Origin of the sequence: Vibrio pectenicida, from assembly GCA_024347015.1 — a bacterium.
GTDB lineage: Bacteria > Pseudomonadota > Gammaproteobacteria > Enterobacterales > Vibrionaceae > Vibrio > Vibrio pectenicida.
Map to the genome: position 1 here is coordinate 20,338 of AP024891.1, position 19,274 is coordinate 39,611.

Consider the following 19,274-nt stretch of genomic DNA (forward strand, 5'->3'; position numbering starts at 1 on the left):
TTTTGTTGTGATAGCCCTGTCCTCTTCCGCTGGAAACAGTATTGACAACAGGTAGCGAGTTTAAGAGCCACCCTTTCGAGGGTGGCTCACTTGTTTGTAACTCACAAAAACACCCTACACCCACCCGTCATATATGTCTATCTTATTTTAAAAAGCGATATCAGCAATTGCTAGCATACTCACGGTATCCGTTTCAATTAGCCTTAATGTGGTTTCTAGAGTCTTATTGCCAAACATCAGGTGAATTTGTTGGCGTATCCACACCTTGCCGCTTCAAGCGCACGGCAAACGTTCTACGGCCTGACAGAATACTAGGCTGCTCGATACCCGAATCAGTTAACAGACGTTTAATATGATTATTGAGGGCATTACAGTGATAACTCGTATTACCTTTCTCAGTAGTTCTACGTTTGATCTTAAAGTAATCACCACTGTTTCTTTTGAAAAACGGCTCATCAGCATCAAAGCCGTTGTATTGGTCGGGATGATATTTGACGTCATGTTCTAAGCCCTATCATATATTCACCCACTTGTCACGAAACAGCAGCGCTTAAATTCATACGAATTTCGACGCCCCTATTTTCCCCAGCGCCTTTTTTCCTTGGTATCGTTTTTCCACCAATGGAATAGAGGACACCCCATGCACCGAATAACACCGCATTGGCTTATCATAGCAATGCTGCTGATGTCACCGACTGCGATGGCCACCGTTGACGGCGAACGAGCGGAACTCAAGCTCATTCAAAGACACATTCAAAAGCTGTATTACCTGATAGACCGTGCTGAGCAAGAAGCCGAAATACGCCAACCTCATCAGTTCTACTATGACGCTTTACGCACAGACTTGGCTGACATCGAATCCGGCATTGACCTTTACCTCAACCCTGCTCGTGTTGGAGCCAAGCCAGTTCGTCCTCTGTCTGGGGACTATGTCGTTGGGCCAACGGATGAATGACGAGTCCAACAATGTCACCGATGCCTTTGCTTATGGCGCAGGGTTTTCAGCGTCAGACAGCCATGTTGTCCTGGCTATTTTAGGCACAGTGATCACCTTATTCTGGGTTATCTGGACATTATGGAGCGGATTTAAGGGCTTACGCTCGAAGGCGATAGATAAAGAAACGTACCGCCGCCTCATTTTTAAAGCTGTTTTTGTTTACCTAGCCCTCACTTCTCTTATGTTTTATGGAGTTAACGGATGAAAATACTCACCACTTTCACGCGTACCCTTCTTGGGGCGATGACCATGGCCAGCTGTGCCGCACAAGCAAAAATCCCAAAAAATCAAGATCCCACACAAGGAGATAGCGACAATCTTCTTGAGCTGATTTTTTACTACGCCTACGACATTGTGCTTTACGGTGGCTGCATTTTTGTTGCGTTTTGTGCGCTCTACTACCTCGGCCATGTCTGGGATATATACAGCCAAACTCGGGACGGAAAGAAAACCAAAAAAGAGCTGCTGACCGATGCGATTATTGGCGGCATGTTAATTCTGCTCTCTGTTTGGGGACTCAATTATAGCCTCAATATTTTAGGTAGCATCTGATGAAATCGCCCGCTTTGCTCAATGTAAAGCCGCCTTTTTATAAAGGGCTGTCGCTTGCAGAGGTAGGGCTGCTCACTGCCGTCAATACCGTAATAATGACCGGTGTCGGCGCAGGACTGATGGCGTTAACCGGTATTGGCATGTTGTGGGTCGCGTCCCTATTCTTGGGCGTCGTCAGTGTTTTCGCCATGCCCAAAATGATGATTAATGCCATAACTCGGGCAAAACGTGCCCATTGCCAAAGTTATTTTGAGATGAAATTTGATCGCTTCAAGCACGCAGAGCGATACCAAACTCAGTCTCGAAAAATGGCCACAAAGAGAATTGAAGATCATGACTAGTCGTTTATTGGCAGATCAGGCACCGTCCAACAGTGCTCCCGCCACACCGTATAAAACCTATGACATTACCCCAACTGAAGGAGAAGGCCCCATTTTACTTCATGGTCGATTGCTCAGTTACGCGCAATTTACCGTACCTTACATGACCTCATCCAAGCCCATCGCATCAAAATCTGAGCAGTTGCGATATATTCGTCAAGAGTTGTATATATCCAGTGACGAGCAATATCTTGCCGTCGAAACGGTGACGCACGGAGATGCTTCAGGCTATCAACGAGAGTGTGCCTGTTGGTCTTATCCTTCAGCTGCCAAGGTGATGCCCCCATTTCGATATCCACAATATCGAGGAGCCATGCTTCTTCAAGCAGGGATTGATTGGCCTTGGGCAATAGATGACAAGATGACCCGCCCTTGTCGTCCACATAAGGTATTAGATACACTCAAACTCTGGTGTCATACCATTGAGAAGGCGTTAAGGACGCTTGAGCAACCGACTGACCAAGTTGACTTAGAACGTGCGATAGTCGAAATCGATGAACTCTATCACGACTACTGCGCCCATTGTCGTCGCCTCGATACACAGTCTGATCCTCTCATTGAGCAGCGCTTAGCCCGAATCACTCAACACTCTCTCCTTGAGCGAAGAAACACACTCATAGATGGCCACTCTATGATGCCCTTTATCATGGACCATTTGCCCAATACGATCATTCTTCCCGCTTCTACCTCTGGTTTCACCCATGTGATATTTCAAGGCAGATTGTTGTCACAATGCACTCATCAGGGGCGAAATTATCAGTTGTACCAGTTAATGGGCGAGAACGATGAACAAAGAAGTTGGGTAGGGCACCAACAGCAAGACTCACAATCTCAGTCTGTCGTGGAGCATTTGGAATTACCTCAAGATATTTACCAGTTTTTTGGGGCAGATATCGCCTTTACCTTAACCCGTCAGCTAGAGCGATCACAGCGTCCATTTCTATGTTTTGGGTCTAAGGAGAGTGAGCATGGCTAAAGCCCGTTTCAGAAGTGCACTGGCAGGTCGTGATGCTCACATCCGTACATTGCGCGTTGCCTTGGTCTGCCTAACGACCTTGTCGATATTCTCCATGTGGGGTTGGCATCAGGCAGGCAAAGACATTACCGTCCATAATCCGCCAGATTTAACCTCAGGCACCAGTCGCCCTTGGTGGGAAGTCCCCAAACCCAATGTGTACGGCTTTGCGGCGCAAATTTTTACGCAAATCAATCGCTGGAGCACAGACGGTAATGACGATTACGAACGTAATCTGCATGACTTTAAACCTTACCTCACCCCTCAATGTCAAGCCACGCTACGGGAAGATCTTAGCCAGAAACGCAGCCGTGGTGAGCTGTCTGGTCGAGAGCGAAGTGTCGCGCAAATTCCAAGCCTTGGCTTTGATGACTGGCGAGTCATCGTGAAAGATCAGGATAACTGGGTCGTCAAAGTCGATTTGGAGCTGAAAGAATGGGTCGGCACTCAAGTGGTGAAACAAAACTACATTCGATGGCCACTCAAAGTAGTGCGATATGACATTGACCGTAATACCAACCCTTGGGGACTCGCACTCGACTGCTTTGATGAAAGCCCAAGAGAAATTCAATTCAAACACAAGGAAAATAAGCAGTGATACACCGATGCTTTTCAGCCCTGATAACGCTTCTTATCTTACTGAGTCATTCTGCTGTGGCCAGTACGGAAAGAGCGATGCAATGGCAAGGCGCCCCTTTGCCTATAATGCTTAAAGTCAAACAGGAAATGATCATCACTTTCGACAGTCCTGTTCGTGTGGCCATCCCCTCAAATCTTAAACCACTATTGAACGTCATGAGTTTAGGGACACGTGTATACCTGACGGCGCAGTCGGATTTTGGCCCCCGTCGACTCCAGGTTGAACGGATCCATGATGGCCAACGTCTGTTGATAGACGTGCAGGCCAACCTTAAGGTAAACGGGCTCCCTCTCGTCACCATCCATTTTGATGATGCGCCCGATGTGGCACCGGCTAAACATTCCGTTGATAAGTCTGTTGAGCTGAAAATGGACGGTTCGGCGTTATTGGTGCGCTTTGTCATGCAAACGCTATACGGTCCTGGTCATGCTATTGAGTCACTCCCTGGTGTGCAACGCTCACCCATGGGTCTGATGGATAACCTCGCACTTTCCACTTTTCCGCTTTGGCAAATCACAGCGAAGCCTATCGCGGCATGGGCCTATCAGGATTGGGTCGTGACCGCTATTGAGTTAACTCACCAAGGGGATGCCACTCTTAAACTTGATCCGCGTCAACTCACTTTAGGACAAGGGTGCAAACTCAAGCGTTGCATGGCCACATTTGTCCACCCTGATTTAGGACCCGCTCATTCTGCCACAAAAACAACCACCGCACTGATAGCGACTCCTGGGCCACTCAAAAACTACTTGTATGAGGGCGCGTCATGGTAACTCGTAATAAACTGGCACTTGGACTTGCCTGCCTATTGGTCGCGATCGTCTTGATTTCTATCCTAGATGGCAAGCGAGAAACCCAGCCCGCTGCGTTATCTGAGTCCAACGATTCATCACAACCCGTCATTGTGGATGCACAAGCCTTAGGCGGCGCGTTCAAAGATGGGGCTGTCGATACGCTCAGAACCCTAGCCGCCACCATGACCATCACCAAGCAAGAGAATGAGGACCTAAAAGGAGAGCTTGAAAGTGCCAACAAAATATTAGGCCAACAAAAAGAGAAAACGCGTACGTTAGAAGACAACCTCAGCACATTAACTCAGAGGCTCACGCAACTCGATGATCGCATAAGAAAAGATTACCAATCTCTTAAAAACAAACAGCGCCCTATCTTGAGTCAATCAACCACCACCGATTGTGACGATCCCACTTACCAAGCACTTGGTCTTGGGGATACCGATTGTCAGTGGAATGCCGCGTCATCATCCAATAATAATACGCATCAATCTGTCGAGGAGACTTGGGTATGGGTCAATCCGTTGAATGCTCAACTTGACGATAATGGAAACATGATCCGCACTGAAACCACACAACCAAGCGTGGCTTCAACATTAGGCACAACCTCATCACTGGCTAACGATTCAAATACTTCATTCGCCATGCCGCTGTATTCTCTTCACCCAGGCGCTGTTCTTGCCGATGCCAACGCCATGACCGCATTGATGGGCCGAGTCCCTATCGATGGCCAAGTCACCGACCCTTACCCATTTTCGATGATCATTGGGCCTGAGAACTTGTTGGCTAACGGCATGACACTGCCAGAAGTCAAAGGCGCTATCGTGACCGGCACCGTAACCGGTGATTGGAGCTTATCGTGCGTTCGAGGAGCAGTCGAAACCTTTTCTCTAATTTTGGAAAACGGTGAAATCATCAATTATCCAGAAAAAATGGAAGGCGTCATTCAAGGGGATTTTGATGGATCAGAAATCAAAACCCAGGATTTGGGCTATCTGGCCGATCCAACAGGTAATCCGTGTATTAGTGGCCGTCGCATTAGTAATGCTCCCGAGTATTTAACCAGCAAAGGCTTACTTGATGCCGCGACTGCCGCCGCTAATGCCGTGGCGATTTCCCAACAAACCATCAGTGTGGATGGCTCAACCAGCACCTCTGCTTTGACAGGGAGTGCCACAAAAAATGCCGTTGCTCAAGCCAGTGCAGCCAGCGCTCAAACGGTGTCGGATTTCATTCAATCTCGCATGGGCATGAGCTTTGACATCATCTATGTCGAGCCTGGTGTTCAAGCAGCCATTCACCTGAGACAACCCATTACGTTGCACCGCTCAGAGACACCCCGTTACGTGCGCTCTCCACAACTGACAACAAGAGGTCATTATGCGCTTCCTTAATACACCTTGCCGATACGCTCTTTTTAGTGCACTTCTCAGCTTAAGTGGATGCTCTACTAATCAAGAAGCCATATTGCCTCAACCTGACACCGATGTGGTTTCCATCTGGAAACAAAAAATGGGTCAAGAGGCTATCCCTTCCTATCAAAATAATCGTTCTCTTTCAGTCCGTGCTGAAATACGCCGGCAAAGTGACTATATTCGAGATGAGGTCCGAGACACACGAAAGCAGTTTCCTAGGATTGCGAACCCTGATGTGGTGTTATATGTCTTTCCACACCGGAGCGGGGCGCTCCCTGTACCAGGTTACACGACGGTTTTTCCATTGTACGAACGGGTGCATTACGAGTTGTAGGATATAAACGCTGAAGGGCCATAGCTGCCCTTCATTTCAATGTTACACACCAATAAAATGCCCCATTCTGGGTTACGTGTCGAAGTTTGAGCAAAGATCATCGGATAGATTTGATATAGAAAATCTCATGGGTAACAAGAAGAAAGACCTAGCCCCATAACACTCGCTCTAAATTTGCCTCAAAGCGCGGCGTTATACATCACTGGATATTGCGAATGACCTCAAATAGATTCTGTGTTTTTTGTGGAAACCTTCCAGACAAAAAGACTCGAGAACATATACTACCTCAGTGGCTGCTTGAGCTAACTGGAGATCCCAAAAGAGTAGTAAATTTTGGTACCAATTTTGAAAATGGGCGAACTATTAGATTTGATTGGTCAAATTTCTGTGTACCAGCTTGTGAGATTTGCAATACGGAATACTCAAATCTAGAAAGTAGAGCTAAACCCTATGTTCTGAAATTACTTGCCAGAGATTCGCTCACAAGCATTGAATATGTTGATTTTATGGATTGGATGGATAAGGTTCGTGTAGGGCTTTGGATTCAGTATCATTTCATTCAAGGTAATCCCACAAATATTCAGCCCAGTTTCCATATTAATACGAGAATTGGTCAAAAAGATCGAATGATTGCTATCTATCCACTCGAAGGTGACGGGGTTGGGTTAAATGCTCTAGGAGCAGAATCACTAATATTTCATAGTCAACCATCCTGTATGGGATTGAGAATTAATAATATCCTGATCATGAATATGTCCAGTGATTTTTTGTTTTCTGGACGTTGTGGGTTCCCATTTCCTAAAAGCTGTTTCACTATGCTTGATGGCGAAAACCCTCACATGATGCATACTAGTGATTTTTCGGTCACTAGGAAAATCAAACATCCCCTTATAAGAAAGCAAATATTTAAACCCTCCATACATCTTTACCAACCGATTATGAGCAAGTCCGAAGATAAGAGGTTTCAGTCAGGTTTCCTTGGTGATGTCAGCATCTTTGATTCATATTTGGCTAAACATACACTTTCACCTTACCCCTCTGGTAAAGGAATATTGTACTTTCAGCATTTGGACCGAGTAGAACCATTATATGATATTAATCAACCAATAGAGTTCGAGAGCTGTACAGGAATACATTCAAAGCCAATGTATACACTCGTACAGCAGATATATGAATTTCAAAATTTCATCTACAAAAAAGGAAAGTTTTTAGCAGAAGAGCGAGAGCTAGAACGGAATCATGAAAAGAGAACAAAATTACTATTAAAGTGGAACAACAACGTTATTGCACATTACTCAAAAAGGAAAAATTCGTAACAAAGCAATTAGTTTTTCTATTTTATTGGTGCACTAATTACAAACCTCGCCAAAACATTTTTGTCCAGAAGTGAGCTGCTAACACCTTACTTTAGGTATATCTAACCACTTGGTCGTATATCGAGGGGTAAGCATTTCTCTTCGCATCCTCCATCTCTGCTCTATACCTTGGGAACCAATGAAAAGCGTATCAGTTCCATACCTATTATTGAGGCTATCAAACACTGATCTGCTTTAATCCAACAGGACACTTTAATAAAGGAATATAATCCTACTATTGAGGTGACTATGACAAAACGAAAAAACAGAAGTTATACCGATGAATTTCGGCGAGAAGCGGTGGCGTTGATCACTGAACAAGGCTACAGCGTTTCAAGGGCGGCTGTATCTTTGGGTGTCACAGACAAGCTTCTTTACAACTGGAAAGCGAAATTTGAAGCTGAGAAATCCGGTTCAACGCTCTCTTCTGATGAACGAGCAGAGTTAATGCGGCTACGCAAGGAAAACAAAGAGTTAAGGATGGAAAAGGACATCCTAAAAAAGGCCAGCGCCCTGTTGCTAAAGGAAACCAAGTAGCCTTTGAGACTATTAAACAACTGACTTCTGATTATCCTGTTACTCGTTTATGTAACAGCCTGAATGTGAGTCGCTCAGCCTATTATGTGTGGTTGAAAAGGCCACCTCAGCGAATAACACAAGAGCAGTTACATCTATATCGTAGAGCAAAGGTGATATTCAAAGAAAGTCGACGTAGCTTGGGTTATCGAGAGCTGCGAAAACGGTTATGCAATGAGGGCTTTAAAGTCAGTGACTATGGCACACAAAAGCTGATGAACCAACTGGGCCTTGTCGTCACACAACGTATGGCGTACAAAGTGACCACAAAACGCAAGCATAGTGATACGGTCGCCGATAATTTGCTTAACCAAAACTTTAATCCAGTGGCACCAAACCAAGTCTGGGCTGGCGATGTGACGTATTTAAAGACGGGCGAAGGTTGGATGTATCTAGCCATTATTATGGACTTATATTCACGGCGCATTGTGGGGTGGCACCTTGATAAACGCATGACCACGAACTTGGTGAGTAAAGCGATGATGAAAGCCTATAACCTACGCCAACCACGTAAAGGCTTGGTGTTTCACTCAGACAGAGGGTCGCAATATACCAGTAAACGATATCGTAATTTACTGGCTAACTATGGAATAAGAGCCAGCATGGGTGATGTTGGAGCGTGTTGGGATAATGCGGTAGTTGAACGGTTCTTTGGTAGTCTGAAGCATGACTGGTTACTAAAAGTACCGCAACCAACGCGAGAGAACATGAAAAATGATATATCAGCTTATATGCGATATTACAATTTAGATCGGCTACATACGTCTAACGGCGATATGTCACCGATCGATTATGAAAAGTCCTTTAGAAAAGTGTCCTGAAAAAGTTGCGCAGAACAAAGTTTCATTGAATCAGAAGTGGGATAAGGGAATCGATGTACAACACGGAAACTACGAGGCTTATCATCAAATGGCGAACTAGAAGCAAAGCACAACATCACTTTACACAGCGACTTTTGTTTACGTACTTTACTGGCGGCGATAGCAGCATGTTTACTTAAAGCTTGTTCAAGCTCTTCAAGTTCTGTTATTCGTTTCCCGACACTACGAGTCGAGTAAATCTGCTTTTTATCTGCTCTAGCTGCATCCCAACCTTTGCAAGCGACACCATTCAACTCACGAACCGTTCTTTCTACATCAACGGAGAATTCCCGCTGTGCTCTTTCTGGTGCGTACTGCGCCAAATCGTAAGCCGTACTTATGCCCATATGTTTCAAACGAGCCGAAATACGTCTGCCAATTCCCCATACATCACTGACTTCTAATTTCTTCAATATTTCAATACGTTCTTTGTCATTGTCGATAACACAAACGCCCTGATAGCCTCGAATCTTTTTAGCTGCATGGTTAGCAATTTTGGCAAGGGTCAGCGTTGTACCCATGCCAACACAAACAGGTAAACGACATTCTTTCCAAACGGTTCGTCTAATTAAAATTCCATGCTCTCGCAAATCTTTGATTGCAGGGTATGTTCGATGGAAAGACAGGAAAGACTCGTCAATAGAATAAATGTGCTGGTCAGGTGCGAATCTCCCGATAACTTCCATCATTTTTGCTGACAAATCAGAATAGAGTTCATAGTTGGAGGAAAGTGCAATTACGCCTTTTAATTCACATAAAGCCTTGACTTCAAAATAAGGTTTGAACTTAGGTATTCCGGCTTCCTTTGCTTGACGATTAGCTGCTACTACACAGCCATCATTGTTTGATAGTACGACGAGAGGCTTGCCTCGCCACTCCGGACGAAAAACTTGCTCAGCACTACAGTAAAAAGAGTTAGCATCAATTAGCGCGTACATGCTTAACCAGCAGAAGATAATAGATAGCTTGGTCGATGGCACCGAATTGAACGAATTACCACTCCTTCAATCGAAAACGTATCTTGAGAATTAATGTAGACAGGCATCATTGTTTCATTTGCTGATAAAAGTAGTCGACGTGTCATATCGATCATTTTACAAATGAACTCACCGTTATAGTTAGCCACGATAACATCATGGTTTTGAACGGTGACATGTCGGTCAACAATCAACAAGTCACCATCAAATATGCCAATTTCCTGCATAGATTCACCCATTGCTTGCCCGATGAAAGTAGCACTAGGATGCTCAACTAATAGTTCGTCAAGGCTCATCCCCAGCTGAGCGTATTCTGCTGCTGGTGATTCAAAGCCTGTAATACCCGCACTTGCAAGGATTGGAATAACTTTCATAAACTCAAAATGACTGTATGTACGTACAGTTATTTTGGTGCTAAATGGTATCAGCGTCAAGAACGGTAGAAATAAAATAACGCACTTATGCACCAAAGCGTCTTTCAATGTTATTACGCATGTTGTGAAATGCACGTTGCGTAATCAACTCAAAACTGCCCCAAAGTCATTTAGCACGAGATTCTTGAACGCTTTCTCCTGTCATTTCTTGACCTACTTTTTGTAATAGCCGATCATGAGCGCAATTGAGTATTTACCCTAATGCATCAAACCGATAAAGTCGAAATTGGGTAAACGATAATTCAACGATTAAAAGCTAACAAGCCACTCAAGCAGACAACTTAACCTTTGGTATTTTGGGTTTAAAGTTAAGTGCATTTTGCTATTTTATTCGAGGTCGCTGCTTAGCTCTGCTTTAGGTTACAAAGGAGATATGCTTGGACATTATCAAAGAAAACTATGTTAAATTTCCCATTTTGCTATATGTATTAGGGTTCGCTGTACATAATTCATACTTGTCTCTGTTTGGCAGTTATGAGTTTGAGTTGATTCAAGCTAGGTACATATTATCCGGTATTGGTTTTGTGGGTTTTTTCAGCGTTTGCGTAGTTTATATGTCATTCAATATCAACCCTTCATATTTACCAGATAATTATAGACTTAAGATTTTTCTTCCATGGTTGCTTCGAGTCTTTGCGTTGCCCGCTATTTTATATATGGTTTTGCATGGTACTCCGCCTACTAGCATCGAGAATCACTCAATAGATGAAATGGCACTTAGTATTTATCTGTTGCTGGGTTTTCTTATCGTAATTACGTCGTTATCAAATGTAATATACATGACCGAGAATGGTGAAGACTGGTATTCGAAAATGGTAAGAACACTAAGTTGTTGGGGATCAGTACCGTTTTTGGGGTTGTGCATATATGTGTCCGCTTACAATACAGAACTAAGATCATTAATAATGCTCATGCTGTTTTTTGTCTTTGGTTTTGTTGGCATGAGTATGAGGCATGCAGATCGAAAGCATAGTATAGAACCGGATTATCTTAACTCTGAGGCAGACGAAGAAGCCGAAAATTCATTTCAAATGGTTGTTGGGGTGCTAGCGCTTTGTTTTCTATGCTGGATAGCAATAAGTAAGTATTCAGAAGACATATATCCGTATATTCCTACTGCGCTAGGAGGTTCAAAAATCGAATCGGCTATTTTACATACTGAAACGACCAGTTACTCGGTTGACGTGATTCAAGAAACAGGTAAATGGTTTTTAGTCAGAAACTCAGAAACTAGTCAAATTGAAAAGATTAGAACATCTATGGTGGACAAAGTCGTGTACATCGGGAACTGATTGCCTAGCATGAAATTTAAGAGTGATTCACAACGCTTGGCGCTCTCACCTCAAGGAACAATGGTTTAGCTAGGGTTTCTGCGTTGTTCATCACCCTAATTTGGTATTATAAATACGGAAGGAGTTCGTGGTTTGGAGGATTTACTGATTAAGTTTGAAGACTTTATACGCAGGCTAATGGTGGGTAGAAAAGAGAGCAAGTTTGATAACTTGAATAAAGAACTTATTAAGAGGGAAAGGTCTAGAGATAGATTAAATGAAGAACTAATTGTCAGTCTTAAGTGTTTGGAGAAATCGCTTAATAAATTCTTTGGAACCAGAGGTTCGAATGTGGTTCTTGATCTGACAACAGGGAAAAAGCGACGCGCTCCCCCTATTTATATACAACCTTCTATGAAAAGCTTGGATACGTTTGGCCAAAACAAGACGATAGAACTTTATATTTGGTTTAAGTTTAGAACTGTAAAGCATGCAGAGCTAATCACGGTGTTTTATGACGAAAAACGAATTAATTTCCGACTAGGCAGCAATGAAACAAGCGACATTCAAGTGTTTTGCCCAATTGTACATGGTACTGTTGAAAGTTCACTAGGTCACCACGAAAAGTATTCATAATAGCGTTTAAGACTTTAAGATACTTTTTTACTAATCTGATAGCAGCGGTTTATGGGGACAATTCCTAACTCAGGACTGTCCAAATTTTACTTACCACATTATTTACCACTTGTCACTAAACAGCAGCGCTTAAATTAGCACGAATTTCGACGCCCCTATTTTCCCCAGTTCTTTTCTTCCTTGGTATCGTTTTCACTCCAAACGAACCATGGAAATGCCCCATGCTCCAAGCGATAAAAGATTTTTTTACTGAAGGCAAAGCCCTCGAAGGGCCCGCCATTGATTATCAAGTACCCGCTTCCTTTGCTTCCAAGCTTCCCTGGATTGAAGTCGGTGACAAAGGCCTCGTTCAGCTCGAAGATGGCCACTCATTTGGCTGTTTCTTTGATATCACGCCGATGGTCACAGAAGACAAGAGCAATCAAACACTCGATAGCGCCGTGGCCAAAGTGGCTAACACGCTCAATAAACAATGCCAAGATGAAGACAACCCATGGGTCGTCCAGATTTTTGCCCGCGATGTTGACAATCTGGGTGATATTGCCCCTACCCTCCTTGAGAACGCACGGGTACGAGACACTTTTACCGAAGCTGTCATTGAACAAGATCAGCGCCACTTTGAACTGATTCGACGCACTCAGGGCATCTTCTCGGTGAACGCTCGGCCTTGGCGAGGCCGTCACCGACAAGTCAAAATGGCCATCTATCGGTGGCTTGATGGCTCACCCAGTGAGGAGGAGCGACGGCATAACCTTGCGAAACTGAAAAGTTTGCGCCGCCAGCTTCTCGATCCTGCTTCCTTTTATGACATTGGTATTGGTATTACTCCAAGCTGCGGTCAGCGTATCTTTGAATGGCTAAGCCCCTTTTTTAATCCCTCTAGTGTCGGGGGAGAAACGCCTCATTATCGCCAACCTCGCTCTCAAAACGATCAAGATTTTTCAGAGCGCTTACTTCGAAGCAGCGTACGCAGCGACATCGACAATGGGTTTTGGTGGTTTGATGGCAAAGCGTCTGTGTGCACACGCGTCATGGAGCTTGACGCTTGGGACAGTGAACATTTTCTTTCAGGTGCGGTGTTTGGCGAAGTCTCCGACACAGACACCCCGCCTCAAAGTGCGGTATTTGATGAACTTCCTCCTGGCACAATGATGGCCATGACCTTAGTACCCCAGACTCGCCAACAAGCCCAAGCGCGCATTAATCAAATCAATCATGCCGCTGTGGGGGATGAAATTGAGTTAGTCGAGATACGTGACGATTGCAATCGTTTCAGTACACATCTAAAGCAGCAGCCGCTTTGGCGAGGACAGATTGCCTTTTTCCTCCAAGCTAAAAGCAAAGAAGAGATGGATGACCAAACCGATACCCTCCGAGCCACATTCAACCGTGACAACCTCGCGCTGAGGTTTATCCGCAACACAGACCAGGTATCACCTCTCGACAGTTACCTACGTTGGCTCCCGATGAACTACAAACCGCAAGACGATCCCCGCTTTTGGTACTGTGGTTGGGTATGGCTGTATGACATGCTCGCGCTATCTCCCTTGTTTGGCCGCGCCACTGGAACGGGGTCAATGGCCTTTCATCATTTTAATCGTGGCGGTGAATTATTTGGCTTTGACCCTCTGACCGATTATGAATCCAATGCCCACTTAACCCTATTTGGTCCATCAGGCTCAGGTAAATCCGCCAGCTTAGTCGGTATGTGCTTGCGTTTATTGGCCGTACACCGACCCAGACTGTTTATTATCGAGGCGGGCAATAGCTTTGGTCTTCTTGGGGATTATTGCCAGCGCCATGGACTGAGCGTCCATCGCATCAGTATCAGCGCCAAAAGCCGTGGTCTTATGGCACCGTTTGCCGATGCCTGTCATTTGGTCGGTCAATCCGTCCCTGCCGTGCCAGGTGAAGACGCGATTGATGTTAGCCACCTCAACGACAACGACTCACCTGAAGATGAAGAAAGAGACATTTTGGGTGAGCTGGAAATCATGGCGCGTTTGATGATAACCGGCGGTGAAGCGCGTGAGCTTCAAGACTATCGCCGCGCCGATGCCGCTATGGTCAGAGAAGCGTTATTCAATGCCGCTGAATATTGTCACCAACAAAACTGCCAAGTGCGGCCAGAGCATGTCAAAAATGCTCTACTGGCCATCGGTCAAGACAGTCAACGGCCCGAGACAAGACGTCATCGCGCTCAACTGATGGGCGAATCCATGACGCTATTTTGCGAAGGGTTAGAAGGGGACATTTTCAACCAAGATGCGGAGCACTGGCCAGAAGCCGATGTCACCATCATCGATTTGAAACTCTACGCCAAAACCGGCTACGAAGCTCAGCTGGCGACCGCCTACATTTCCCTTATCAACCGCATCAATGCGATTGCTGAACGCGACCAATATACAGGACGTCACATTGTCACGCTCACCGACGAAGCGCATGTCATTTCCACCAATGAATTACTTTGTCCCTATGCCGTGAAAATCGTCAAGATGTGGCGAAAACTCAGTGCTTGGTTTTGGCTATCTACACAAGATATTGCGGACTTTCCAGATACGGCCCGCAAAATGCTCAACAACGCCGAATGGTGGATGCTGCTTAATATGAGTGAGGATGAACTCAACAACCTCATGCACTTTAAAAACCTCACGGACGAAGACAAACGCCTCATTCGATCCATGACCTCGGAAAAACACAAATACAAAGAAGGGGTGGTATTTGGCCAAGACAGACGGCTTCGTCAGCGTTTTCGCATTGTGCCTCCTGCCCTTTACCTGGCATTGGGTGAAACCGATGGGCCGTCTAAAGAAATCCGTCAGGCCTTAATGGATAAACATGGCATCAGTGAGCTAGACGCCGCATTAATGAAAGCCGAGCACATTGAACAGGCACGCGCCCAATACCAAGGAGAGTTATGGTGAGAGGCATATTCTATCTCATCGTGGCCATGATGAGCGCTTCTACGGTGGCGTCTCCGGTGATCACCACACCAGAAATTGTCGCCAGCAGTGCGTGTCCGGCCTGTGTCGATTATCAGGTTGTGGGATTGTGTGAATGGTTAACCTGCACACCCGCAGGTTGTTCAACCTCGACCACCATCAAGGTGCGCCATCGCCTGCCTGAAACCATCGTCATGGCTTACCCTGAGGTTGGCAATGCGTCTTGGCAGCCCGTGGGCTTATCGGCCCCTTCTGTACCCATGTCAAAAGACGGCGGAAGCACTGTGAGGCGAAGTGTTCAAGGTATGGATAGCCCGTCACTGTCATTTCAGAACGTCGATATCATTGGCCACCCTGGGTTGGATGCCGTGTACAAGTTCTTAGCGGGGACAGGATTTTTCCTCAGCTCCACAGTGCAAAGCCTTATGCCCTATTATCTGTCAGTGTTGGACCCACTGGGCTGGCGATGGAATTTACCCGATAGATTCAACCCTCAGCGATTAAACCTACTGGCCAATCGTCTGGGCAATTTAGGCAGTATCTACCCAAGAGGCGGATTTGCCACTCAACCTCATCCGGTCAAATCCGCATTATTAGCGGCGTATCGAGCCGAGCATGTGGTCACGCGCCTTGGAGAAAGCCGCGTGTATCAAAGTGTGGTTCAACCCCCGAGGCGAGGATTTTGGCCGCCCGAGCCGCTCGCCCCTGACTCAGAAGACACCTGGTTTCAACGTCTTTATCCCAACCTAGAACAACAGGTGCATCGTTGGCCAGAGTTTGATGATGGCTTGATGCTCACCGACCCTTATGCCAAACATCGCTCAGACAGTGAACAGTATGTCTGGGCGGTATGGCGCACCTATACCGGCTGTCGACGCGGCGGCAACACCTTATTGTTTCACACAGGAGGCACCTAATGAAAATGTGTCAACGGACGCTGACCCCGTTATTACTCACGCTGACTACCGTATCTACGGTCAACTACGCGGGCAACCTTGGCCACCGTAGCGATGTTTTAGATTACGCCGTCGGCGGCGGTCCTGTGATTTCCCTCCCCGCTCGAGAAGAGCATTTAAAAACGGTCTCACTGGGGCTGGGGTGGGAAGTCAATTTACAATGTGGGCTGCTTAATCCTCAACTGACCGTCAAAAATCAACTCAATGGCATCACAGAAGGTTATCAGCAGATGATGGGCAGCGTCATTGAGAGCGCCACTGGCGCTGTTGCGGCGTTGCCTGGTTACTTGATTCAAAAAGAAGAGCCTGGCCTGTATGACATGCTGACCAACGGGGTCCTTCAAGGTAAGTTTGACTTTGATAACGGCCTCACCAGCTGTGAGAGCTTTACCGAAGAAATGGGCGAGCTGACCAGCAACAACGCCTACTACGATATGGCCAAGGCCGAACTGTGGTCTGGGGAGGTCAAAAAAGGGGACGCGGTCGCAGCCAAAAAAAACGTGCTCAGTGACATGGGCAATAACGGCATTGCGTGGTTAGGCGGCAGCCGCGCAGGCGGACGTGGCCAGCCCCCCATTAATCCTGTTGAAGACGGGGCGAAAATGGGCTTTGTCTTACTTACAGAAGGGCAATCCGAAGATAAAGACCATCCCGTAGGGCTCTACCGTTTTTGGCACTCCCCCGAAGAACTGGGTGAATGGGTCGCCCAAGTGGTGGGTAGCCAAACCATCCAGACTGGCACAGACCAAAGTCAAACCCGTTCAACCGCAGGGATTGGGTTATCTCCCGACGTGGCCGACCTGAGCCAAATACGTCTAGACGAATTACTGGATGCTGTATCACGTAATCAAGGCTCCGCGCACTTTCCTGCTCCGCTGGTTGAAGCGCTCAATGAACAAAAGGCCAGTAACTATCAGCTGACCCGCATTGCCTCAGAGCTGGCGTTAGCGCATGCCATTGAAAAAGCCTTACTGGCTAGGCGTGCTCTACTGACCGGTCAACAAGAAGTCTATATTGCTCAAAATCAACCGGCGAAGGAAGACATTACCAAAGCCGTATCTTTATTAGAAAAAGAAATTGATGTGCTGCGCTATGAAGCGCAAGCAAGGCAATCCATCAGCAGTTTGAGCGCGACTCAAACCATGAGGCGCTATGACAAAACACGCTCTCATCAATTGCCTGAGGCACAAGAGGCCTCGTCGGTATTTTTAACGCCTCAACCTTCACACGCTTCATCACAATAAAGGATCTTACTTATGAAGACGATATTATCACTGGCCCTGCCCAGACCCCGACTCATCGCGGCGGTCTTGATGGCCTTAACTGCTCTTGGGTTACTGGCGCTTGGCCTATTCATTGATACCCAAACACTCATCGACAGCAGCTACAGTTGGTCAGCCTTTATCCGAGTGACCGCAGCGCTCATCGCGGTGATGCTGGTAAAACGACTGCCCCGCCGCATGCAAACCAAAGCCATGGTGATGCTGATATTACTGATTGTATTGAACGAACTGGCCGTATTCGCCAGCTTACATTTCAGAGGATAAGACCATGATTTTTAGCGATCCACTTTCAATGACTTTGGCCGCTCAGGGCTGGTTTATTGCCAACAAAATATGGACATTACTCAATGTTGCGGGCTTTTCGGTGATGGCATTTGCGTTCGTCTTATATCAGGTTTGGTATGAAACCTTACTGGAAGGGGCTGATGAAGGCAACAAAGGTAAACTGGCGATTGAACGAGGTGTCACCAAGCTGATTTTGGCGGGATTTGTCATGGTGTTTGGTGTGTTACCAACCTTTCCCGTTAAGATGGCCACGTTGACCTATGATGAGTCTCGCTCCCAGCAATGTGGGGTGGCCTTGGCCAGTGGTCATCAAGATTTAGCCGCAACCACCATTGATGGCGAGCAAGTCTTCATACCGCTTCTATGGGCGTTATGGCACAGCTTTTCTCAAGGGTTGACGACAGGTGCGGTGGCTGCCATTCCCTGTACCGGTGATTTAACTCGCTCGATGCTGCAGCTTGATGAAGCGCATATTACCAGTCCGCTAATTCGCCAAGAGGTCAATGCCTTCTATCAGCAATGTTACACGCGCGCTAAAGCGGCCCTTAATACCGCTGCCCGCGAAGGAAGCGTCCCTGAATCAGCAGTAGACAGTGCAAACTGGATTGCCGGTGATACGTTTTTTCAGTGGCGAGACGGCGCAAAGTTTGCCAGTTACCACTCACTGCAAGCTGAAAAGGCGGTGCTGGGGTTTCCCTACAAAGCAGAACGCGATGACTCTGTTCAACGTCGTTATAACCCAAACGTGGCCATCGATGAGAAAAAAGCGTACCCGATGTGCTCAGAATGGTGGATGACGCGTGAAATGCACCCTGACAAGTCCCTTAACTCTTACGCAGGTCTTAAGTTTCGCATTTATGTTGATTTGAAAAAACACTATCCTCAAATCACAGAAGATTTGATCCGAAACCAGGGCGTATTGAGTCGGCTTATCAATGGAGAAACAACTTCAGAACAACGCCTAGATATGTACCTTGAACGGGTGTTAAGGCCGCAAAATGTGTCGACTCAAGGACAAGTGTCCTACGGTTATGGTAATCGTATTCAAAGGGATGTGGGCTCTGAGGTGCTAGGGGCTTGGAATGCGGCCGCAGGTGGTGTGGGTTTAACGGTTGGCGCCACGTTAATGTCGCCGGTGTTTTTCATTATCCGTGAATCCCTACCCATGATCCAATCACTCATTATTATGGTGGTCATCATCGCTTCTCCGATTGTCCTGGTCTGCAGTTTATATCGCGTCACGGCCTTGATGTCTCTTCTATTGACCTATTTTGGATTGATGTTTTTACGATTTTGGTGGGAATTGTGTCGCAGTCTCGACACTAAGCTCTTTGAAAATGTGTATAACGCTCACCAGAACTTCAACCCTATCACCATGCTAAACAACAGCTTTGATGACGCCATACTCAGGCTAAGTTTAGCGATTTTTTATCTGGTCATTATGGGGATGTTTTTTGGATTGCTTGGCTATGCGGGTTATCGAGTTAATGGGGTAAGTATGGATGCAATGATATCAGAGGTAGGAAAAACTACAGACAAAGGAGTTCAAGAAGTAAAAAGCAGAATGGTCTAAAT

19 protein-coding genes and 2 pseudogenes are annotated in these 19,274 nt (G+C 46.2%); 18 read left to right on the forward strand and 3 right to left on the reverse strand.

Features of this window, described 5'->3' with window-relative positions; genetic code table 11:
- Nucleotides 1-640 precede the first annotated feature (640 nt).
- The 10 genes from OCV27_RS20295 (at nt 641) to OCV27_RS20340 (ending at nt 7,440) form a co-directional block, all read left to right on the forward strand.
- Nucleotides 641-955 carry an integrative conjugative element protein, RAQPRD family gene (locus tag OCV27_RS20295; RefSeq protein WP_245986685.1) on the forward strand — a complete coding sequence of 105 codons (315 nt, stop codon included), beginning with the start codon at nt 641-643 and terminating at the stop codon, nt 953-955.
- On the forward strand, nt 948-1,202 hold the full coding sequence (locus tag OCV27_RS20300) for a DUF3262 family protein (protein WP_125320569.1): 255 nt from the start codon (nt 948-950) through the stop codon (nt 1,200-1,202). The genes OCV27_RS20295 and OCV27_RS20300 overlap by 8 nt, the downstream gene beginning before the upstream one ends.
- Nucleotides 1,199-1,549, forward strand: coding sequence for a TIGR03745 family integrating conjugative element membrane protein (locus OCV27_RS20305; protein ID WP_245986684.1), 351 nt, complete (start codon nt 1,199-1,201; stop codon nt 1,547-1,549). Before OCV27_RS20300 ends, OCV27_RS20305 begins: the two co-directional genes overlap by 4 nt.
- On the forward strand, nt 1,549-1,890 hold the full coding sequence (locus OCV27_RS20310) for a DUF3487 family protein (RefSeq protein ID WP_125320568.1): 342 nt from the start codon (nt 1,549-1,551) through the stop codon (nt 1,888-1,890). The genes OCV27_RS20305 and OCV27_RS20310 overlap by 1 nt, the downstream gene beginning before the upstream one ends.
- On the forward strand, nt 1,883-2,905 hold the full coding sequence (locus OCV27_RS20315) for a hypothetical protein (RefSeq protein WP_125320567.1): 1,023 nt from the start codon (nt 1,883-1,885) through the stop codon (nt 2,903-2,905). The genes OCV27_RS20310 and OCV27_RS20315 overlap by 8 nt, the downstream gene beginning before the upstream one ends.
- Nucleotides 2,898-3,542 carry a PFL_4703 family integrating conjugative element protein gene (locus OCV27_RS20320; RefSeq protein ID WP_125320566.1) on the forward strand — a complete coding sequence of 215 codons (645 nt, stop codon included), beginning with the start codon at nt 2,898-2,900 and terminating at the stop codon, nt 3,540-3,542. Before OCV27_RS20315 ends, OCV27_RS20320 begins: the two co-directional genes overlap by 8 nt.
- Complete coding sequence (locus OCV27_RS20325; protein ID WP_125320565.1) at nt 3,539-4,357, forward strand: TIGR03749 family integrating conjugative element protein; 819 nt, start codon at nt 3,539-3,541, stop codon at nt 4,355-4,357. Before OCV27_RS20320 ends, OCV27_RS20325 begins: the two co-directional genes overlap by 4 nt.
- A complete protein-coding gene (locus OCV27_RS20330) occupies nt 4,351-5,769 on the forward strand; it encodes a TIGR03752 family integrating conjugative element protein (protein WP_125320564.1) in 1,419 nt (472 codons plus the stop codon). Before OCV27_RS20325 ends, OCV27_RS20330 begins: the two co-directional genes overlap by 7 nt.
- Complete coding sequence (locus OCV27_RS20335) at nt 5,756-6,124, forward strand: TIGR03751 family conjugal transfer lipoprotein (protein WP_125320563.1); 369 nt, start codon at nt 5,756-5,758, stop codon at nt 6,122-6,124. Before OCV27_RS20330 ends, OCV27_RS20335 begins: the two co-directional genes overlap by 14 nt.
- A gap of 215 nt (nt 6,125-6,339) precedes the next feature.
- Nucleotides 6,340-7,440, forward strand: coding sequence for a hypothetical protein (locus OCV27_RS20340; RefSeq protein ID WP_125320562.1), 1,101 nt, complete (start codon nt 6,340-6,342; stop codon nt 7,438-7,440).
- A 78-nt stretch (nt 7,441-7,518) separates the two neighbouring features.
- Here OCV27_RS20340 and OCV27_RS20345 read toward each other — a convergent pair.
- Nucleotides 7,519-7,668 (reverse strand): annotated as a pseudogene (locus OCV27_RS20345) (DUF4113 domain-containing protein); the annotation flags it as partial.
- 60 nt (nt 7,669-7,728) lie between these two features.
- On the opposite strand from OCV27_RS20345, the gene OCV27_RS20350 reads away from it, so the two are divergent.
- Nucleotides 7,729-8,876 (forward strand): IS3 family transposase gene (locus tag OCV27_RS20350; RefSeq protein WP_337969491.1). Its coding sequence is split into 2 segments (ribosomal slippage): nt 7,729-8,005 and nt 8,005-8,876, totalling 1,149 coding nucleotides; the frame shifts between segments, so codons are not numbered across the junction.
- Here OCV27_RS20350 and OCV27_RS20355 read toward each other — a convergent pair.
- Nucleotides 8,873-9,853 (reverse strand): annotated as a pseudogene (locus OCV27_RS20355) (Y-family DNA polymerase); the annotation flags it as partial. The gene OCV27_RS20350 and the pseudogene OCV27_RS20355 overlap by 4 nt on opposite strands.
- Before the next feature lie 2 nt (nt 9,854-9,855).
- Nucleotides 9,856-10,266: a LexA family protein gene (locus OCV27_RS20360; protein WP_125322313.1), complete on the reverse strand. Its 411-nt coding sequence runs from the start codon at nt 10,264-10,266 to the stop codon at nt 9,856-9,858.
- A 437-nt stretch (nt 10,267-10,703) separates the two neighbouring features.
- Here OCV27_RS20360 and OCV27_RS20365 point away from each other — a divergent pair, with 437 nt between their 5' ends.
- The 7 genes from OCV27_RS20365 (at nt 10,704) to OCV27_RS20395 (ending at nt 19,272) form a co-directional block, all read left to right on the forward strand.
- Nucleotides 10,704-11,618 (forward strand): hypothetical protein, encoded by a 915-nt coding sequence (locus OCV27_RS20365; protein WP_125322314.1) that lies wholly within the window; start codon nt 10,704-10,706, stop codon nt 11,616-11,618.
- A 132-nt stretch (nt 11,619-11,750) separates the two neighbouring features.
- On the forward strand, nt 11,751-12,233 hold the full coding sequence (locus OCV27_RS20370; RefSeq protein ID WP_125322315.1) for a hypothetical protein: 483 nt from the start codon (nt 11,751-11,753) through the stop codon (nt 12,231-12,233).
- A 221-nt stretch (nt 12,234-12,454) separates the two neighbouring features.
- Complete coding sequence (locus OCV27_RS20375; protein ID WP_125322316.1) at nt 12,455-15,157, forward strand: conjugative transfer ATPase; 2,703 nt, start codon at nt 12,455-12,457, stop codon at nt 15,155-15,157.
- 29 nt (nt 15,158-15,186) lie between these two features.
- The gene (locus OCV27_RS20380) at nt 15,187-16,092 is read left to right on the forward strand and encodes a TIGR03756 family integrating conjugative element protein (protein WP_125322334.1); all 906 of its coding nucleotides are present in this window, start codon (nt 15,187-15,189) and stop codon (nt 16,090-16,092) included.
- A complete protein-coding gene (locus OCV27_RS20385; RefSeq protein ID WP_185759803.1) occupies nt 16,092-17,375 on the forward strand; it encodes an integrating conjugative element protein in 1,284 nt (427 codons plus the stop codon). The genes OCV27_RS20380 and OCV27_RS20385 overlap by 1 nt, the downstream gene beginning before the upstream one ends.
- 12 nt (nt 17,376-17,387) lie before the next feature.
- Nucleotides 17,388-17,678 carry a hypothetical protein gene (locus tag OCV27_RS20390; RefSeq protein ID WP_125322318.1) on the forward strand — a complete coding sequence of 97 codons (291 nt, stop codon included), beginning with the start codon at nt 17,388-17,390 and terminating at the stop codon, nt 17,676-17,678.
- 4 nt (nt 17,679-17,682) lie between these two features.
- Nucleotides 17,683-19,272 (forward strand): conjugal transfer protein TraG N-terminal domain-containing protein, encoded by a 1,590-nt coding sequence (locus tag OCV27_RS20395; protein ID WP_125322319.1) that lies wholly within the window; start codon nt 17,683-17,685, stop codon nt 19,270-19,272.
- Nucleotides 19,273-19,274 lie beyond the last annotated feature (2 nt).